At 45.4% G+C, this 17,411-nt stretch carries 9 protein-coding genes; all 9 read left to right on the forward strand.

Going from position 1 to position 17,411, the window contains the following annotated elements:
* Positions 1-6: 6 nt before the first annotated feature.
* The 9 genes from QFZ78_RS32760 (at position 7) to QFZ78_RS32800 (ending at position 17,387) form a co-directional block, all read left to right on the forward strand.
* Positions 7-2,451, forward strand: a complete 2,445-nt coding sequence (locus QFZ78_RS32760) for a TIM-barrel domain-containing protein (RefSeq protein WP_307553511.1) — start codon at positions 7-9, stop codon at positions 2,449-2,451.
* A gap of 410 nt (positions 2,452-2,861) precedes the next feature.
* Positions 2,862-4,544, forward strand: a complete 1,683-nt coding sequence (locus tag QFZ78_RS32765) for a type 2 periplasmic-binding domain-containing protein (protein WP_307553512.1) — start codon at positions 2,862-2,864, stop codon at positions 4,542-4,544.
* Positions 4,545-4,615: 71 nt separating this feature from the next.
* The gene (locus QFZ78_RS32770; RefSeq protein WP_307553513.1) at positions 4,616-5,590 is read left to right on the forward strand and encodes an ABC transporter permease; all 975 of its coding nucleotides are present in this window, start codon (positions 4,616-4,618) and stop codon (positions 5,588-5,590) included.
* Positions 5,591-5,603: 13 nt separating this feature from the next.
* A complete protein-coding gene (locus QFZ78_RS32775; RefSeq protein WP_307553514.1) occupies positions 5,604-6,515 on the forward strand; it encodes a carbohydrate ABC transporter permease in 912 nt (303 codons plus the stop codon).
* A 125-nt stretch (positions 6,516-6,640) separates the two neighbouring features.
* Entirely contained in the window at positions 6,641-8,158 is a 1,518-nt protein-coding gene (locus QFZ78_RS32780) for a response regulator transcription factor (RefSeq protein ID WP_307553515.1), read from the forward strand.
* A gap of 25 nt (positions 8,159-8,183) precedes the next feature.
* A complete protein-coding gene (locus tag QFZ78_RS32785; RefSeq protein ID WP_307553516.1) occupies positions 8,184-10,016 on the forward strand; it encodes a sensor histidine kinase in 1,833 nt (610 codons plus the stop codon).
* Complete coding sequence (locus QFZ78_RS32790; protein ID WP_307553517.1) at positions 10,009-11,514, forward strand: response regulator transcription factor; 1,506 nt, start codon at positions 10,009-10,011, stop codon at positions 11,512-11,514. Before QFZ78_RS32785 ends, QFZ78_RS32790 begins: the two co-directional genes overlap by 8 nt.
* 455 nt (positions 11,515-11,969) lie before the next feature.
* Complete coding sequence (locus QFZ78_RS32795) at positions 11,970-16,124, forward strand: endo-1,4-beta-xylanase (protein WP_307553518.1); 4,155 nt, start codon at positions 11,970-11,972, stop codon at positions 16,122-16,124.
* 198 nt (positions 16,125-16,322) lie between these two features.
* Positions 16,323-17,387, forward strand: coding sequence for an alpha/beta hydrolase (locus tag QFZ78_RS32800; protein ID WP_307553519.1), 1,065 nt, complete (start codon positions 16,323-16,325; stop codon positions 17,385-17,387).
* Positions 17,388-17,411 lie beyond the last annotated feature (24 nt).

Consider the following 17,411-nt stretch of genomic DNA (forward strand, 5'->3'; position numbering starts at 1 on the left):
TACACTATGGGACCTAATGTTCAAATCGGAAATATATATCCGCAGCGCTATTCCAGAACCTTTTATGACGGCATGCAGGCGGAAGGACAGGACAAAATCGTAAACTTGGTTCGCTGTGCTTGGGCAGGCAGCCAAAGATTTGGTGCATTAGTGTGGTCAGGAGATATTCATTCTTCTTTTGAAGATTACAGAAAACAAATCGTTGCCTGCCTTCATATGGGCATGGCAGGAATACCTTGGTGGACAACGGATATTAGAGGCTTTGGAGGCGGTAATCCAGACGATCCCAAATTCCGTGAATTGCTAATCAGATGGTTCCAATGGGGGGGGGTCCGAGTTGAAGTAAAACCTACAAATCAATTTGGCGAAACGGCGACTTTTTCTACCGGGAACTACACGGTTTTTGCAACTACGACGAACGTACCGACTTTACTAAAAACAGATGATGGTAAATTATATGTCCAACTAAATACGACGGATACTGGATTAATATCTAATAATAGTCAAATTTCTGTTAACATTTATGATAATGACCAACATATGACAGCAACAAAGAACTTTAAAGTAGGCGATCGCCCGATCTTAACTAAAGTTGAGTTAGGTGCTGTCACCTACAAAAGTGGAAAAACAGCATTGACCTTAACGGGTGAAACAGCGGTTATTTCCTTAACGCAATACGATCAGTATGGTGCTGTTATAACCAAAGATTCAGATGCTTTAATCACTCCTATGATATCACTTACACCCTATGAACAAAAATTGAATGCGCAGATCACGGATGACAATGGTGATGGTTTAGATGATGTTGTTATAAAGGTAGCTTCCAAATTAGAAACGAGCGGTGAGTATACGGTATCTGTATTTGGAGGCGGATCAACGACAACTGCCAAAGTAGCTGTAAAGTCAACAGCAGTGGTCAATAAAGTGGAGTTAAATCAGCCAAACGACACTTGGGCAAGCGGTGATAGTAACAAGTACATTGAAATTACAGCGTATGATGCAGAGGGTAACAAATTAACCGCAGATGAAATTGCTCAAAACGCGAAAGACGGCAAGTTTACCATTTCAGTTACTGGCAACTTAATTACGGGTCCTTCTGCGGATGTGCCTGCAATTATGCTTGATAGTAAGGGACTCATCGTAACAGAAGGGCCAAATAAAGGGAAATTGTATGTGAAAAAAGTAGAAGGAAAAGGTAGTGCGAACGTATTTGTAGGCTTGTTCGGCATTGGTGTAAATAGTCAATCGCAAATCAATATTCCACTCGTGGCTGCTCGGTATCCTGTTGGTTTAAAAGTTGCAACTGATGTTGCTGGTAAAGCTGTTGACACTGCGACGGTTAACGGAAAACTTCAATTGATCGATCAGTACGGAAATGCAATTGCCGGATTTGCATCGAATCAAGCAGGGAGCATGATTGAATTGGTAGAAAATGGACGATCCGTCACTTATGACGTGTATGCTACGGTAACTCCTTCTGCTGATTATGCTGGAACGTACTCAGGGGATCTGACACTTGCTCCTGGTTCTCAAGTGCTCACAATTGGGCAATTCAGTGATAAGGAGTTCAAATTTACTCCGACTTCTTCCGCTAAAAATTCTACACTATCAGTTAAGTTCAATCTTCGTAAAAGAGATTTCACAGGTGGCGTAGTTGGAAATATTATTGACGATTCCGTTGGTTCAATTACGAAGAAATTCACTGTAATCGATCCTGCTAATGTAAAACTTACCTATAGTCTAAACGGAGCAAGGGATTTGTTCAGTACGTTAGATGATGGAATTACAAAAAATATTGCTGCAGCACAGCCAGTCGACTCCTCAAATAAAATGACTGCAGAGCTTTCACTCTCAGCCAAGGATGAATCTGGCACAGAAGTGAAAATTACAAATACAATTACTTCCGTTGTGTTAGACACATATAGTATAGCTCGTGTGAATGTTGTAGCTGGCAAAGCATATGTTTTAGGAAATAAAGCAGGAAAGGCTAACATTACCGCTGTTTATACAAATGCTAAAGGTGAATCGAATTTTGTTACAACCGCAATTAATGTGAAAAGCGATCCTATTGCTATTCAATCCATTGCAAGCAGTGCTAGTAAAACTTTCATTAGATCAACCATTTATGATACTGATGGAATTACGGTCAAAACACAAGGCGCTGACGGTGCCCTTGCATGGCAGGTGATGGGGGATGTTACTTTAAAAGATCAGTATGGCAACGAATTTAATAATGCCAACATTGCTGCTTATAAAGAAATTGCTCCTGTTATCTATACAATTAACGATGTATCGCAAGGTTTAACGGTTAGTCTCTCTACAAGCTCAGAGGGTTTAAACAATAGAGTTAATGTCACCTACGGTCCAGGAATCACTGGTGGAAGCTTCACAATGACTGCGATTTCTCCAAGCGGCAAAACAACAACTACTCGAGTAATCGTTAATAATTAAAGTGATCAAACAGCTTGTCTCTTGCTGAGACAAGCTGTTTTTTTTCACACTGCAAAATGTAACTAGTTTCATTTTTCTAAGAAAGATTACATTAATCTTGGTGTTCAATGCCTTGTTTAAATCTTAAACTCGGTTTATGATACAAATTTATGGGGGAAGAATGGCGACGAATAATGGAAATAAAGAGTAGTTAATTATATTATCCGTAGTAGGGTCGCTCGTTAAGCTAAACGAAAAACGCCCTATTTAGTCGATCATTAGATTACATGACTGTAATTCGTAGGGGTAAGACCTTTATTTTGTGAATTGTAAGCGCATTCTTAAAACGTATAATAAATAGTGTAAGCAAATAAATGATTGACCTATACGATCATGCATCTTCATGGAGACAATAAGGGAGGATTAGAAAAATGGTTAAACAAGCAAAACGACGGGCTTTAGCTGTATTGGTACCTGTTCTGGCGCTGGGACTGACACTATCAGCCTGCAGCGACTCGAAGGATGGTGATGCTGCGAATAGCTCCGTTTCACCTAACGGTAGTCAGACAAGTCCGGCAGCAACGAAAAACGAAGCGATCAAGCCAGTTACATTATCTGTGTTCATTGGTGGCCCTGGTCAACAGCCGACTCCTGACAACAAGATCTACAAGATGATTAAAGATAAAACTGGCGTTAGCCTAAAAATGGAGTTTCTGGTCGGTGACCTGCAGCAGAAGCTGGGCGTTATGATTGCCGGCGGTGATTATGCGGATATTATGACCGGGGATGATAAAACTATTGCGGCCGGTGCTTTTATTCCCCTCGAGGACCTGATTGACAAGCACGCACCGAATCTGAAGAAGCACTATGCCTCCGTGTTGAATCAGGCCAAGGATCCTGCAAGCGGTCACCTTTATGTTCTGCCGGCTTACGGTGTGTTCAGTGGTCAAGTTAACGATACTGGGTATGAAGGTCCAGGCTTTTACCTGCAAAAGGATGTCCTGAAGGAAATGGGTTATCCAACTCCTAAAACGTTGGACGATTATTTCGATATCATTGCGAGATACAAAGCGAAACATCCAGATATGATCGGGTTCGAGACGTTGAGCTTTGACTGGAGAAACTTCCCGCTGCTTAATCCGCCAGAGCATTTAGCTGGTTACCCAAATGACGGTGGTGTTATCGTCGAAAACGGGAAAGCGCAAATTTTTGCGGACAAGGATATTGCCAAGACCTATTACAAGAAGCTGAATGAGATCAATGCGCAAGGCTTGATGGATAGGGAAGCTCTGGTACAGAACTACGATCAGTACTTAGCTAAAATTGCCAGTGGCCGCGTCATTGGGATGTTCGACCAACACTGGAACTTTGGCGATGGAGAAAGATCTTTGATATCACAAGGTAAATTCGGCAGCACATACGTAGGGTTCCCGCTCTTATATCCAGGGGCCAAAGAGCACTACCGTGACCGTCCAGTTTTGAACATCAACCGCGGATTCGGGATTTCGACGAAAGCCAAGGATCCGGTTCAAATCATCAAATTCCTTGACTCACTAATGACCGAAGATTGGCAGAAGACACTCCAATGGGGTATTCAAGGCGAGGATTATGAGGTGAAGGATGGTAAGTTCTACCGTACGCCTGAACAGCGCGCGAAAGCAGACGATAATACATGGAAGCTAGCGAATAAAGCGGAAGCGTTCTTGGGTGGCCTGCCTAAGATGCAAGGGTCGTATAGTGACGGAAATGCAACAGATCCGGGATCACAGCCACAGGAATTCTTCGACAGCTTGAAGCCGCTGGATCAGGAAGTGCTGAAGGCATACAACCATAAGACATGGGCAGAGTTCTTCAAATCACCTGTGGAAAATCCCGTATACTACCCAGCGTGGAGCATTGATCTGGTGGATGGTTCACCAGCCAAAGTGGCCAATACGAAGCTGACCGACCTTGCCATAAAATATTTGCCGAAAGCTATTATGGCCAAACCGGATGACTTTGAAGGTGTATGGAAGGAATATGTGGATCAGATTTCCAAAAGCAATTTCAAAGCCTACGAAGATCGTATCAATGAACAAATTAACTGGCGTATTAAGAATTGGAGCAGTAAATAAGGAGATAGAACATGTCGTGGAGTGGGGGAGACTCTGGTCTTCTCCGCTTTACTTCCTAGGAGGAAATGTCGATGGCCGAGACCATACTGTCCAACAAATCAAAGAAAAAGCAAAAAATTGATCCGGAAATCGGCGTCGGTTTAAGTTGGAAGACGATAAAAAACCAGAAACAGTTGATTCTGATGTCGTTTCCCATCGTAATTTATATTCTGATTTTCAATTATGTACCGATTTGGGGCTGGTTGATGGCGTTCCAGAATTATCGTCCGGCTTTGAAATTTTCCAAACAGCAGTGGGTGGGGTTGAAGCATTTTAAATTTCTCTTTCAAGATGATACGTTCTTGACAGTGCTTCGCAACACGCTTGCCATGAGTATGATCAATTTGGTTCTTAGCTTTGCAACAGCCATTATTTTAGCTCTTTTACTGAATGAAATTAAAGTTCGCTTCTGGAAACGGTCCATCCAAACGATTTCTTATCTGCCTCATTTTCTGTCGTGGATCATTGCTGCGGGTATTGTAGCGACTTCGCTATCAATCGACGATGGTATCATTAATCAGTTGTTGATGAAGCTGCACCTCATTAAGGAACCTGTGATGTGGCTTAGTGAAGGTAAGTATTTTTGGGGGATTGTGGGCTTGTCTAATGTATGGAAAGAGGTGGGATGGAATACCATCATTTACCTTGCAGCTATCACCTCGATTGATCCGTCACTGTATGAGTCTGCCGGAATCGACGGTGCAAACCGTTACCAGAAGATCCTGTATGTCACACTGCCCGGGATCAAGTCGACTTTTATTATTCTATTAATCATGAACGTTGGGCACATCCTAGATGCAGGCTTTGAGATTCAATACCTGCTCGGCAACGGGTTGATCGTCGACTGGTCGCAAACGATTGATATTTTCGTTCTAAAGTACGGGATTGCTCTAGGCAACTATTCGATGGCAACTGCGGCAGGTATTTTCAAAACAGTTGTAAGCATAATCCTTATTCTAATTGCAAATTCTACCGCCAAGCGCCTTGGTGAAGAGCGGTTGATATAAAGGAGAGATGACGATGGGAACAATGACTGCGTGCAGAATTCGGATAGAGCCGATTCTGTTCCATACGATTAACGGCATCTTCATGCTCGTTCTTTCTATAGTGACGCTTTATCCTTTCCTTCACACTTTAACGATTTCATTCAATGAGGGCAATGATGCGCTTCGTGGAGGCATCTACTTATGGCCACGTACATGGTCGCTGCAAAATTATAAGGCAATTTTCCTTTCCGGTACGATTTACCATGCGGCATGGATATCTGTGGCTCGTACCATCACAACTACCGTATTAGGTGTGGTTCTTACAACCATGCTTGCCTACACACTGGCGCAGCCCCAATATATTTTCCGCAAAATAATCGGTTTAATTTTTGTGTTGACGATGTATTTTAATGCGGGATTAATTCCTAACTACTTTCTGATCAAAAGCCTGGGACTTTTGAATAACTTCTGGGTGTATGTGCTCCCAGGAATGGTGAATGCGTTTAATCTCATTGTCATTCGGACGTATATTCGAACGCTTCCATCAGGCTTGGTTGAGTCTGCGAAAATGGACGGAGCCGGTGATTTCACCATATTTTTGAGGATTATCTTCCCATTGTGTACGCCCGTACTAGCGACCATTTCCTTGTTTATTGCGGTTGGATCTTGGAATTCCTGGTTCGATACGTTCTTGTATGCTTCGTCTGAATTGAAGCTGAGTACACTTCAGTACGAAATGATGAAGCTGCTTGGATCAACGGTGAACACCAACAACGATCCCGGTCTGATGTCTGGGGCAAACACAAATCAAACGAAGGCCATGGTTACGCCTTCTTCCATACGTGCGGCGATCACGATTGTGGCGGCGGTTCCGATTCTATTCGTGTATCCTTTCCTGCAAAGGTATTTTGTTGTAGGCATGAATCTTGGAAGCGTCAAAGAGTAAGAAGTAATAAACCATGATGATAATCATTTCCCGTTTCAGCTCGGAGCTGGGACGGTTTTTGCTTTATTTAAGTCGATCCTTTCCTTTATAATAGCCATATTACTCCCTGAAATGAGGTGTTTCCCATGTTAAGGGTTATGTTTGCTGATGACGAGCCCTACATGCTAGAGGGACTGCGGTCAATGATTGATTGGAATAAGCTAGGCTTTGAAGTGTGCGGGGAAGCGTTGGATGGCGAAGACGCATTAGCCATGATGGCGTCGACCCTGCCTCATTTGGTGCTGACGGATGTTCGAATGCCTGTCATAGATGGGTTGGGATTGATTGAACAAGCTTCCTACCTACACCCAGGGGTGAAATTTATTATTTTGAGTGGATACGCAGATTTCGAATATGCCAAAAGAGCTATGCGACATGGTGTGGCTAATTATATGATGAAGCCTGTGATTGAAGCGGAGCTTGTAGCTGCAGTGGAAGCGGTCGCGAATACGATCAAGGAGCGTGAAGCTCACAGCCAGTACGAAAGTGCTGCCTTGGATCGCTTACGATTGGAAACGATTTCAAGGTTATTGCAGGGAGAAATCAGGCAGAAATGGATTGAGCAGGCGAACACCTTGTTGGATCTTCATGAATGTTCCAGCTTCCGCTGCATCTTACTTGAACCTGACGTTCAGGCTCATGTCCAGTCGGACCTGATACAGGTTATTGCGGATAAGAACAAGCTTCCTCAAGCGACTTTGCTTCCATTTGGCGTAGGCAAAGAACGACATGGATTCTTGCTGGTCTCGGGACCAGAGGAGCGGGATCTTTCTCTCGCAATGATTACAGAATTAATTGCCACTGTCCGAAATAACTGGGGCAGTGCGTTCTCGTTTTCAGTAAGCGGCGAACACAAGGGACCGCATGCGTTAAAAGAAGCATTCCGCGAGGGACTTTTGGCCGAAATGTGCAAGTTCCCTTCTGGAACTGAAGGGATTTACATCTATCAAGGGGAGCGGTCAGCGGAGACGCTGCCTGCCTTTGTTGGAATGACGGAATCCATCCTAGATGCGGTCGGGAGTGGGTGTCCAGAAACGGTGCGAGCCCACGTGCACCACTTATTCATCGCTCTTTCGAGGCAGTCCGTCTCCGGATCTTGGGTGAGCGCTTATTTAGGCAACATTAAGCTTGAAATTCTTAAGGTTGTTACCCAATACGGAGGTGAGCATGTGTGGGCCCAGGATTGGTTTGCTTCATACGTGCCAACGGATCTTGGCCTCTTGGAACGCAAGGTCATGCGGGAATTCCTGCAAGCTGCAGAGTGGATTGGCCAGAAGAAAGGCATAGGGCAAGATGAAGTCGTATCCGCAGCGGGAGACTATGTCAAATCGCACTATAGGGAAAAGCTGCAGCTTCAGTATGTTGCAGAGCATTTTCAGCTGAATCCGGCCTACTTTGGTCAGAGGTTCAAGAAACAAGTTGGCCTCACCTTCAATGAATATTTACATGTCGTACGAATTGACGAGGCCAAAAAATTACTTCGTCGTGAAGAACTGAAAATATCCGATGTCGCCGATCGTGTCGGCTACTCGGATTCCGAACAGTTCGTAACCAAGTTCAAGGCACTTACCGGCCTGTTACCCTCTGCCTACAAAAAGGGCTGACCAACAACTGACAAGGAGATCGCATATGAGCCGGAGATGGAAGCTGTTACGTATAGTTAATGATATTCCGCTGAAATTCAAGTTTCTGATCATTTACTTGATGTGTGTGCTGCTTCCCATTTTGTGTATAAACGGTTTATTTTACATGCAGGATAGCAAAAACACGGAACGTAGAGAGATGGACAACTTACGAATTTCCCTGGATCGGGTCGGAAATGAAATCATGCAAATGGTGAACGAAGGTGTCGTGATTGGCAACGCCGTAGCCGCTGACCGTGTCTTTAATGAAATGCTTGAATATACGTACTCTGATAATGTCGCCTATTACGAAGAATACGATCGTTACCTCCGAGATAGATTGGGTCAGTATCCGAATATTTACCCATACATATCTTGGATTGGCGTGTATACCTCTAACCCAACGCTATCCAATGGTGGAAGTTACTTTATGCTTAAGCCTAGTGATCTGCAGAGTAAATGGTACCAGAAGATGAACGAAAAGAGAGATAAGAAAGATAAGGTGACAGTGACCTCTTATTTGGATACGAATCCCATGAATCCCGAGGAGAAATTAGTATATGTCAGCATCAGTCGGAAGCTGGACAATTTCCCTGACCTTATGGAATTCTCCAAATATCTGCGCATCGATATTCGGATGGATAAGCTGCTGGAGCTGTTTGATAAAGAACACAATTACTTGCAAATCAAGCTCGTGGGTGAGGAAAATCAGCTTGTTCTGGAATCAGCAGGTACGTTTAAAGGTGTTGACCCTCTGTTGCAGATCCTGCCTGTATCTGGCGATAATCAGCTGGCAGGCTTACCTGGGAATAGCTTCGTCAGTCCTCTCGGTACCGCCAGTTACGTGCTTAACTGGCGGCTGGTCGGGATTCCGGAGGGAAGTCGAATCGCGGAGGAGAGGAAAGGGGTTATCCACTTTTTTATATGGCTGACACTCATCAGTACGGTTATTCCGACGATATTGATTTATATCATTATGCATTCCTTTAATTTTCGGGTAAGAAAGCTCTCCAAACATATGCAATTGGTGAAAAACGAGAGGTTTGAACCCATCACAATGTATGAAGGGAAAGATGAGATCGGTAATCTTCTTCGCAGCTTTAATCTGATGACAGGGAAAATACGCAATTTAATCAATGACGTGTACAAACTCGAAATTCAAAAAAAAGATTTGGAGCTCGAACGCGTGCAGGCAGAGCTGAAATATTTGCAAAGTCAGGTAGATCCTCATTTCCTGTTCAATACGTTAAACGCGATTCTCGTAGTCTGTAAGAAATATCGCTATGAGCATGTGACGGAAATCATACAAAACTTGTCCCAAATTCTGAGAAGGCTGCTAAGCTGGAAAGAGGACTTGGTCACCGTAGAAGAAGAGTTAAGTTTTACCGAAATGTACCTCCAGATCGAGAAATTCCGATTCCAGGATCGGTTTCACTATGAATTGTCCGTTGACGAATCTGTTCTAGCGTATCGGATCCCAAAGATGAGTATTCAATCGCTCGTAGAGAACTCTTGCAAGCATGGTCTTCAATCGGTTAAAGGGAATCGCAGGATTCGAATATCTGTAGAACGAGCAGGAATGAACTTGCTCATGAAGGTCGAAGATAACGGAATCGGTATGAACAGTGCGAAGCTGGATGAGATTGTTCAGAGTCTATTTAAGGGAGAAGACAACGGCAAGAACATCGGACTTCGCAATGTGTACCGCCGCTTAAATCTGTTTTACGCAGAACGTTCTCTCTTCCATATTGAAAGTATCCCCTTCGAAAAGACAAGCGTTACGATTCAAATCCCTTTGAGTCTCATCAAGAACCAGGAGGAGGCTTGTGGACATGTATAAAGTTATTTTTGCTGATGACGAGCCTTTTGCCTTGGAAGGGATAAGGCTCATGATTGAGTGGGAAGAGCTTGGCTTTGAAATTGTGGGAATGTGCGAGAACGGCGAAGAAGCATTAGCCTGTATTGAAGCCTGCAAACCCGATCTCGTGGTAACAGATATTCGGATGCCGGTGATTGACGGATTAGAATTGATTGAAAGGGTGCAAAAGGCTGGCAGTGATCCGGTATTCATTATTTTAAGCGGGTACAACGATTTCGAATACGCTCGATCTGCCCTGAGGTACGGGGTTAAGCATTATTTGCTTAAGCCAGCTTTAGATAGGGAATGGGATGCTATCATTCAACTTGTTATTCAGGAGCTGCAGCACCGAGAACAGCAAAAGGAACGAAATGACCTTGTTGCTTATCGTCTTGTACCTACTTTGCTTGCTCAGATACTTCGGGGAGAAATTTCGGCAACGGAAGAGAACGTAGGTGAGATTCTGGATCCTTTGGTAGTAGGAGATCAGGGCTGGAGGTATATCCATTTCGAATGGCTTGGTGGCCCAGAACAGGAACTGGATGCGCGTTACTTTCTTTCGCAAAAAGCTCATCCTATCGATTTGTTTGGGAATCAGGAAGGGCTTGTCATGCCGTCTGTCCCTGATATCAAGGAGTGGGCTCAACATGTATATGAAGATCTTCGTCAGCGGGGTATCGAATGCTGTCTTTCGATAGGACCACGGGTGGACTCCCTCTGTCATATTGCAGATTCGTATGCAGGTGCTCTAGAGGCGTCAGTGCATCATTTCTTTCATGTATCAGGTGGTCCACTCGATTACGAAACGATTCATCACAGGCAAATTAGCTATGATCTCAATGCGGTTTCTATCGTAGACGACATTCACATTGCGATCGAGGCGCTTCAGGAGAAACGGGTTGGGGAGCTGATTAAACAAATGTTTGTGATGCTGTCTGCTAACAAAACGGCTCGGGAAGTCGTCCATTTGTTGGTCATCCGCATTGTTCTGAAGAGCGCTGCCGTCATGCGGGAGATGGGCATCGATTCAGAGGCACTGCCTCGTGTTCGCGATTTTTTGAGAAGGGAGCATCGTTCCTTAAAAGAAGTGGAGGAATCCCTGCAGGTATATATGCAGCAGTATTTGAGCCAGTTGAAGCAGCATAAAGACAAATTCTCGGGCCATCCCCTTCGGGTTATTGAGCGTTATATTCAAGAACATTATCGAGAAACGTTAACGATTAAAGATATCGGAGAACGGTTCTTTATGAACCCGGTTTACTTAGGCCAAGCGTTCATGAAGAGGTGCGGCATAGGCATGATTGAGTATATTCACGACCTGCGCATTCATGAGGCGAAGCGAATGCTGTGTGAATCGAATGAAACGATTCGCGTGATCGCGGAGCAGATCGGATACGCTAACTATCATCATTTCCTCAAAGAGTTTGAAAAACGTGTGTCCGACAAGCCCGCCGTGTATAGACAATTAAGCAAAGCCTAAAAGAACAAGAGTGAATCCTATAGTCTGGGCCGCTTCTACGAAGGACGTGTATTTCTTTTCTAAGAGATACACGTCTATTTGCTATGAGTGCGACTGGAAACATCGCATCCAATTTTTAATGCTTTTTAAGAATAGGGGGGAGAGACCTTTAATCTGTGAATGGTAAGTGTATTCAGATTCTATATCATATAACATAGAAGGCCTATTTAAACAGGATATGATGAGGAGGCTTGCCAATCCATGAATAACAAGGTACCGAACTTGCACGAGTGGCCGAAAGAATTGGCCGTTTCTGTTCGATGGGGAATTTCAGCCTAAAAAGGCATTCTGGCGTGTAATCGGGCATAATTGAGGGGGGATTATTCTTTATTTTGAGTATGTGAAGCCAATTACCTAAGTTGTAAAATGAAATTGAAATAGTATTGTAAGCGATTACAAGAAAGAGGAGGATGTTTGTGAGAAAGAAAATTAATTTATTGATGGCTATCGTGCTGCTTGTAGGGATGATCGCCCCCCAGCTGCTAGTGCCTTTGAAGGCAGCAAACAGCGGACTGGTGGTTTTGTCCCAAAGCTTTGAAGATGGCCAAACAGGCGGCTGGGTAAAGGTGCCTTGGATGGGGGACGGAAGCGTTGCCATAACGTCGGCAACATATTCCGAAGGATCCAAGTCCTTGGCGATGACGGACCGTGCTGCAAGTAACAGCAGCCCGTTCTTGGATTTGACTTCGTTGACGAAACCTGGCCATACGTACGATTTATCGCTGAAGCTTAAACTCGGAGCAGGAAACGACACCTTTCATATCGCTTCTAATGTCGCCGCCGCCTCGCTGACTAACCAATATCCTTGGCTGGTAGGGGATAAATCGGTTAATTCCACAGAATGGACCACCTTTGAATTGAAGGGATACCAGCTCCCGAGCGATACCACGGGGTTCAAAATATGGGTTGAGTCGAATAATTCCACCACAACGGAGGATCTCTATATCGATGAAGTGTCGCTAACGGACGTCACGCCGATTGATCAACCGGGGATCCAATCTACTTTTGAAGACGGGCAGGGGGAATGGGTACGTAGGAACGGATCCGGCAATATCGGCATATCGTCGATTGACAATCACACCATCGGCGGCTCCACGAGCTTGCTGACCATGGTAACAGAGCGATATGACGGACCTTTGCTTAACGTCCTGGGGGATATGTCTGTGGGCAACAAATACAATTTGTCCGCATGGGTCAAAATGGCTTCTGGGCAGTCCCCCACTGTATTACGGCTCTCTGTACAAAGCGGTGACAGTTCTTATGCCAATGTTTCATCTAACGTGACGGTGACATCTGATCAATGGGTACAGTTGACCGGCACGTTCACATTAACAAGCACTCCGACTGTTTTGAATGCATACGTGGAAGTAGCCGACCAGTATAGCGATGCAAGATCCTTCTATACGGATGATTTCGATTTGTCCAATGTGGGCCAAGTAGCCGGACCACTGCCGATTCAAACGGATATTGATCATTTGAGGGACGTCTATGCGGACAACTTCAAGATCGGTGCTGCGGTGACTGGCGACCAGCTTACTTCCGATGTTCACACACTTCTGGATTATCACTACAGCTCTATCGTCGCCGAGAACGCTACAAAGCCAGGCTCTCTGGAACCGACAGAAGGGCAATGGAACTGGACGGAAGCAGACAAGACTGCACAGTATGCCAAGGATCACAATATGAATTTCCGGTTGCATACTCTTGCTTGGCATTCACAGGCTGCGGAATGGATGTTTAAGGACGCCCAGGGCCAGCCGCTTGCAGCAACACCGGAGAATAAACAGCTGGTGCTGGACCGTCTCACGACTTATATCCAAACCGTTGCGCGTCACTTCACTGACATGAAAGTACCGATCAATGACATTGACGTTGTAAACGAAGTCATCGATCCGGGACAGCCGGACGGCATGCGGAAGAGCGAGTGGTATAATCTGACCGGCCTTGACTTCATCCGTACGGCCTTCAAAGTTGCTCGGCAAGAGTTCCCGAACGCAAAGCTTTATATCAACGATTATGGGACGCAAGATCCGGTCAAACGCGATTTCTTGTTTAATTTGGCAACGCAGCTGAGAGACGAGGAAATTCCAATTGACGGCGTGGGCCATCAAACGCATATTAGCATCGGCGGTCCCTCTATCGAACAAATTTCCGAATCTATCCAGAAATTCGGTGAAGCCGGATTCGACAATCAGATAACGGAGCTTGACGTTTCAGTTTATACGGACAACTCCACCAGCTATGATGAGTCCATGCTTGTGAAACAAGGCTACCGTTACAAGCAATTATTCCAAGAGCTGGTTCGGCTGGATAATGAGGGTAGAAATGCCGCCAATAACACTTCGGCTTATAATCCTGACGGATGGATCAGCAATGTTACGTTATGGGGGATTGCAGACGATCATACCTGGCTGGACAACATCAATAATATCATCCGTAAAGATGCTCCTCTTCCGTTCGACGTGCAGTATCAAGCCAAATATGCTTATTGGGGAATGATTGAGGCAGTAAAGACGCTGACGCCTTCCCATCTTCCCATAACTCTACAAACAGCACTTACGGCTCAAGGCACACCCGCAAATGCTTCGGATTCGGTTTGGAATACGATTCCGACAATCAAGACCCAACAGTCAGGTACGCTGCAGGCTCAAGTGAAAACCTTGTGGGATGAACATAATCTATATGCCCGGGTAGCGGTCAAAGACATTACCAAAACCGCAACGGATAAAATCGATCTCTTCGTGGATGACAATGGAATCAAGCAATATACATTCGCACGAAATGATGCTCAAATTACGGAAGGAACCGACGGTTATGTGCTGCAAGCATCTATCCCGTTGGCAGGTAACTTAGGCAAGCAAGTAAAGTTTGACGTAAGAGTGATCGACATGGGGATTAATGACGGTACGGAGCATGGCAGCAACGGTGTCATCGTTTCCTGGAGCGATCCTCGGAACGTCCAGGACAACGACAGCCTTGGTTACGGGGTCTTGACTTATATCGATGCTACCAAAGCGGCAAGCACTCTTTACGCAACCCCCTCTATCGACGGCGAAATGGACAGTATATGGGCAACCGCACCGGTTTATACGACCGATGTAATGGCAGAGCAACATAACAACGCAGTCGCTAAAGCTCAATTCCGTTCGATGTGGGATGAGCATAACCTTTATGTCTATGCCGTTGTGAAGGACAGCGTATTGAACGATGGCAACGCCAATGCATGGGAGCAGGATTCGGTGGAAATTTTCGTTGACCAGAACAACGGAAAAACGGAGAACTACCAGGATGACGACGGCCAATACCGGATCAACTTCAAGAACGTAAAGACTGTCGGCGGCCATGCAAAACAAAATAACTATACATCAGCCACCAAATTAATTGACGGAGGTTACGTCATAGAAGCGGCTATCGCGCTGGATACGATCATTCCTAAAGCCGGAACCATGATCGGATTTGACTTCCAAGTCAACAATGCTCAGGACAGTGGAAGCCGGGACAGCGTCTTTACTTGGAACGACCCGACAGGCCAAACCTATCAGAATACCTCGAGATTCGGCGTTCTGACGTTTGAGCCAAAGCCTGCACCGTCCCAGAACGGTTCTACCTCGACCCCCACACCGGACGAATTTTTTAAAGTAGACGACCAAAAGGGCGGTAAGGTCGAACAAAATGGGGTGATCATTGATTTGCCGGCCGGAGCAAGTGGCAAAGACATTATCGTGGTCGTCAAAAAGCTGAGCGATCCCTCAAAGCTGAATACCGACCCGAATTTGAAGCTGGCCGGAGATGTGTACGAGATTACCAAGGATGTGGCAGGACCGTTCCAGAAATCAGTCACTATTACCCTTCCGTTCAACATTAGCTTGTTGGATGATGAGCATGAGGTGGCACTGTACTGGTACAATGAAGAAATCGGCAAGTGGTTCAAACTGGACGACATTAAGGTCGACCGGGAGAAAGGCACCGTTTCCGGCAGTGTGACGCACTTCACCAAGTTTGCGGTATTGGCGGCAGAAAAGTCCGTACCTGTCGAGGTTCCGGCCTTAACTGATATTAAAGGACACTGGGCGGAGGCAGGCATCCAAGCCCTTGTGAAGGCCGGTGTGATCGACGGCTACCAAGACGGTTCATCCCGACCTGAAGCAGCCGTAACAAGAGCCGAGTTCTTATCTATGATCGTCAGAGCTTTCCACCTGACGGCAACTGGAAGCGCCGGATTTGCCGATACCGGCAGCCATTGGGCGAAGGGAGCCATTGCAACCACATCCACGCTGGGAATCGTGGATGGCTATGAGGACGGAACCTTCGGCCCGGATGACAACATTACCCGGGAACAAATGGCCGTAATCCTTGCACGTACCGCACATTTGGCACCTACCAACAGTGGACTGGAATATAAGGACAGCGGCGACGTCTCCGCCTGGGCCCAAGGACCGCTTGTGGCTTTGACCGCCAAGGGTGTACTGAACGGCTACCAAGACGGTACGCTGAAGCCGAAGGCTTTCAGTACCCGCGCAGAAGCGTCGGTTATCATCATTAGGATTTTGGATGCTCATCAAGTGCAATAACGCCAGCAAGGAATAGAAAGAAGGCTGTCCGCACGTGGATTTCATGTGCGGCAGCTTGTTTTGGGGCTTCCGGAGTGGGGAGCGGGGTTAACCTTGTGGCGCAAATTAAGCCGTTTTTATAATTCTAAGGGATTCCTTAATCTTATCGTGGAAAAAATATATCCGAAGGGACAATAATGATCTATGAGAAGCATAAATGTGACGTCAGTGCCTGACGAATATCTTAGGTCAGTTAATGAAGAGTCTCAAGGTACGATTCAGGAGGTTTCCTATAAGGTAGGCAACTATATTCATTTGTCTCGACAGCTTGTAACAGATAGGAGCATCGATACTAGTGAAGCAGGAAGAGAAACCGTTGCAGGAAATACCATATTGAAGACATGCAACGTTTACTTGCCTGCGGGTTATGATCCAAACGACACTACTGTTAGATATAATGTATTGTATTTGCTTCATGGAGTAGGTGGGGATCAATATGAATGGTTAAGCAGTAACGGTAAGGCTGACGGACGATTTATCATTTGCAATATATTTGACAATCTTATTGTAAACGGCGATATCGATCCGCTGATCGTCGTATTTCCCAACGGAAGAAGCGCGTACGACTGGGCGGATAGCTCCTTCAATTCCGAAGGAACCAATATGCTGGGATTCTATTACTTCGATTATGAGTTGAGATACGATCTGATTCCATTTATAGAATCAAACTACAAAACCTACGCAGATATAACAGTCACTTCACATGAGGGAATCTTATATAACCGCACGCGCAGAGCGATCGCCGGGCTTTCGATGGGGGGGATGCAAGCCTTGAATCTGATCCTCGGCGGTTACCGACATGATTCGACGCGAATCTCTGGCACAGAGAGCCCCTGGAACAACGGGTTGGATAAGACAGTGCTCGCGCCAGGCATGATAGATTTGTTCGCTTATGTCGGAGCTTTTTCAAACGCTCCTACGTCGAGTGATGGCAAAACTCTTGGAGTCAGTCTCACATCATGCATCCATAATCTTCATTTGCTATATACCACCTGCGGCGATTCAGACGGAGTAGCAAATGGCAGCTATGCCAAATCGGTTGAGGGGCTCACGGACACTGCGGGAGATTTTGTAGGTGATTATTACCAGGTCCTTCTAAAGAATGGAGTTCATGATTTCAATGTATGGAACAACGGTGCATATAATTTTATCCGGTTATCTTTTGGGAAATGTGAAGAGCATGAAAAGCCATATGTTGTCAGGTTGACACTCCATTCATTTTAACTGAACATATACAGGGAGGTCTAG

This window comes from Paenibacillus sp. V4I5, assembly GCF_030817255.1.
Lineage (GTDB): Bacteria > Bacillota > Bacilli > Paenibacillales > NBRC-103111 > Paenibacillus_E.

Coding starts and splice junctions, on each gene's coding strand:
- QFZ78_RS32760 (WP_307553511.1), top strand. CDS start 7: ATGGGACCTAATGTTCAAATCGGAAATATATATCCGCAGCGCTATTCC.
- QFZ78_RS32765 (WP_307553512.1), top strand. CDS start 2,862: ATGGTTAAACAAGCAAAACGACGGGCTTTAGCTGTATTGGTACCTGTT.
- QFZ78_RS32770 (WP_307553513.1), top strand. CDS start 4,616: ATGGCCGAGACCATACTGTCCAACAAATCAAAGAAAAAGCAAAAAATT.
- QFZ78_RS32775 (WP_307553514.1), top strand. CDS start 5,604: ATGGGAACAATGACTGCGTGCAGAATTCGGATAGAGCCGATTCTGTTC.
- QFZ78_RS32780 (WP_307553515.1), top strand. CDS start 6,641: ATGTTAAGGGTTATGTTTGCTGATGACGAGCCCTACATGCTAGAGGGA.
- QFZ78_RS32785 (WP_307553516.1), top strand. CDS start 8,184: ATGAGCCGGAGATGGAAGCTGTTACGTATAGTTAATGATATTCCGCTG.
- QFZ78_RS32790 (WP_307553517.1), top strand. CDS start 10,009: ATGTATAAAGTTATTTTTGCTGATGACGAGCCTTTTGCCTTGGAAGGG.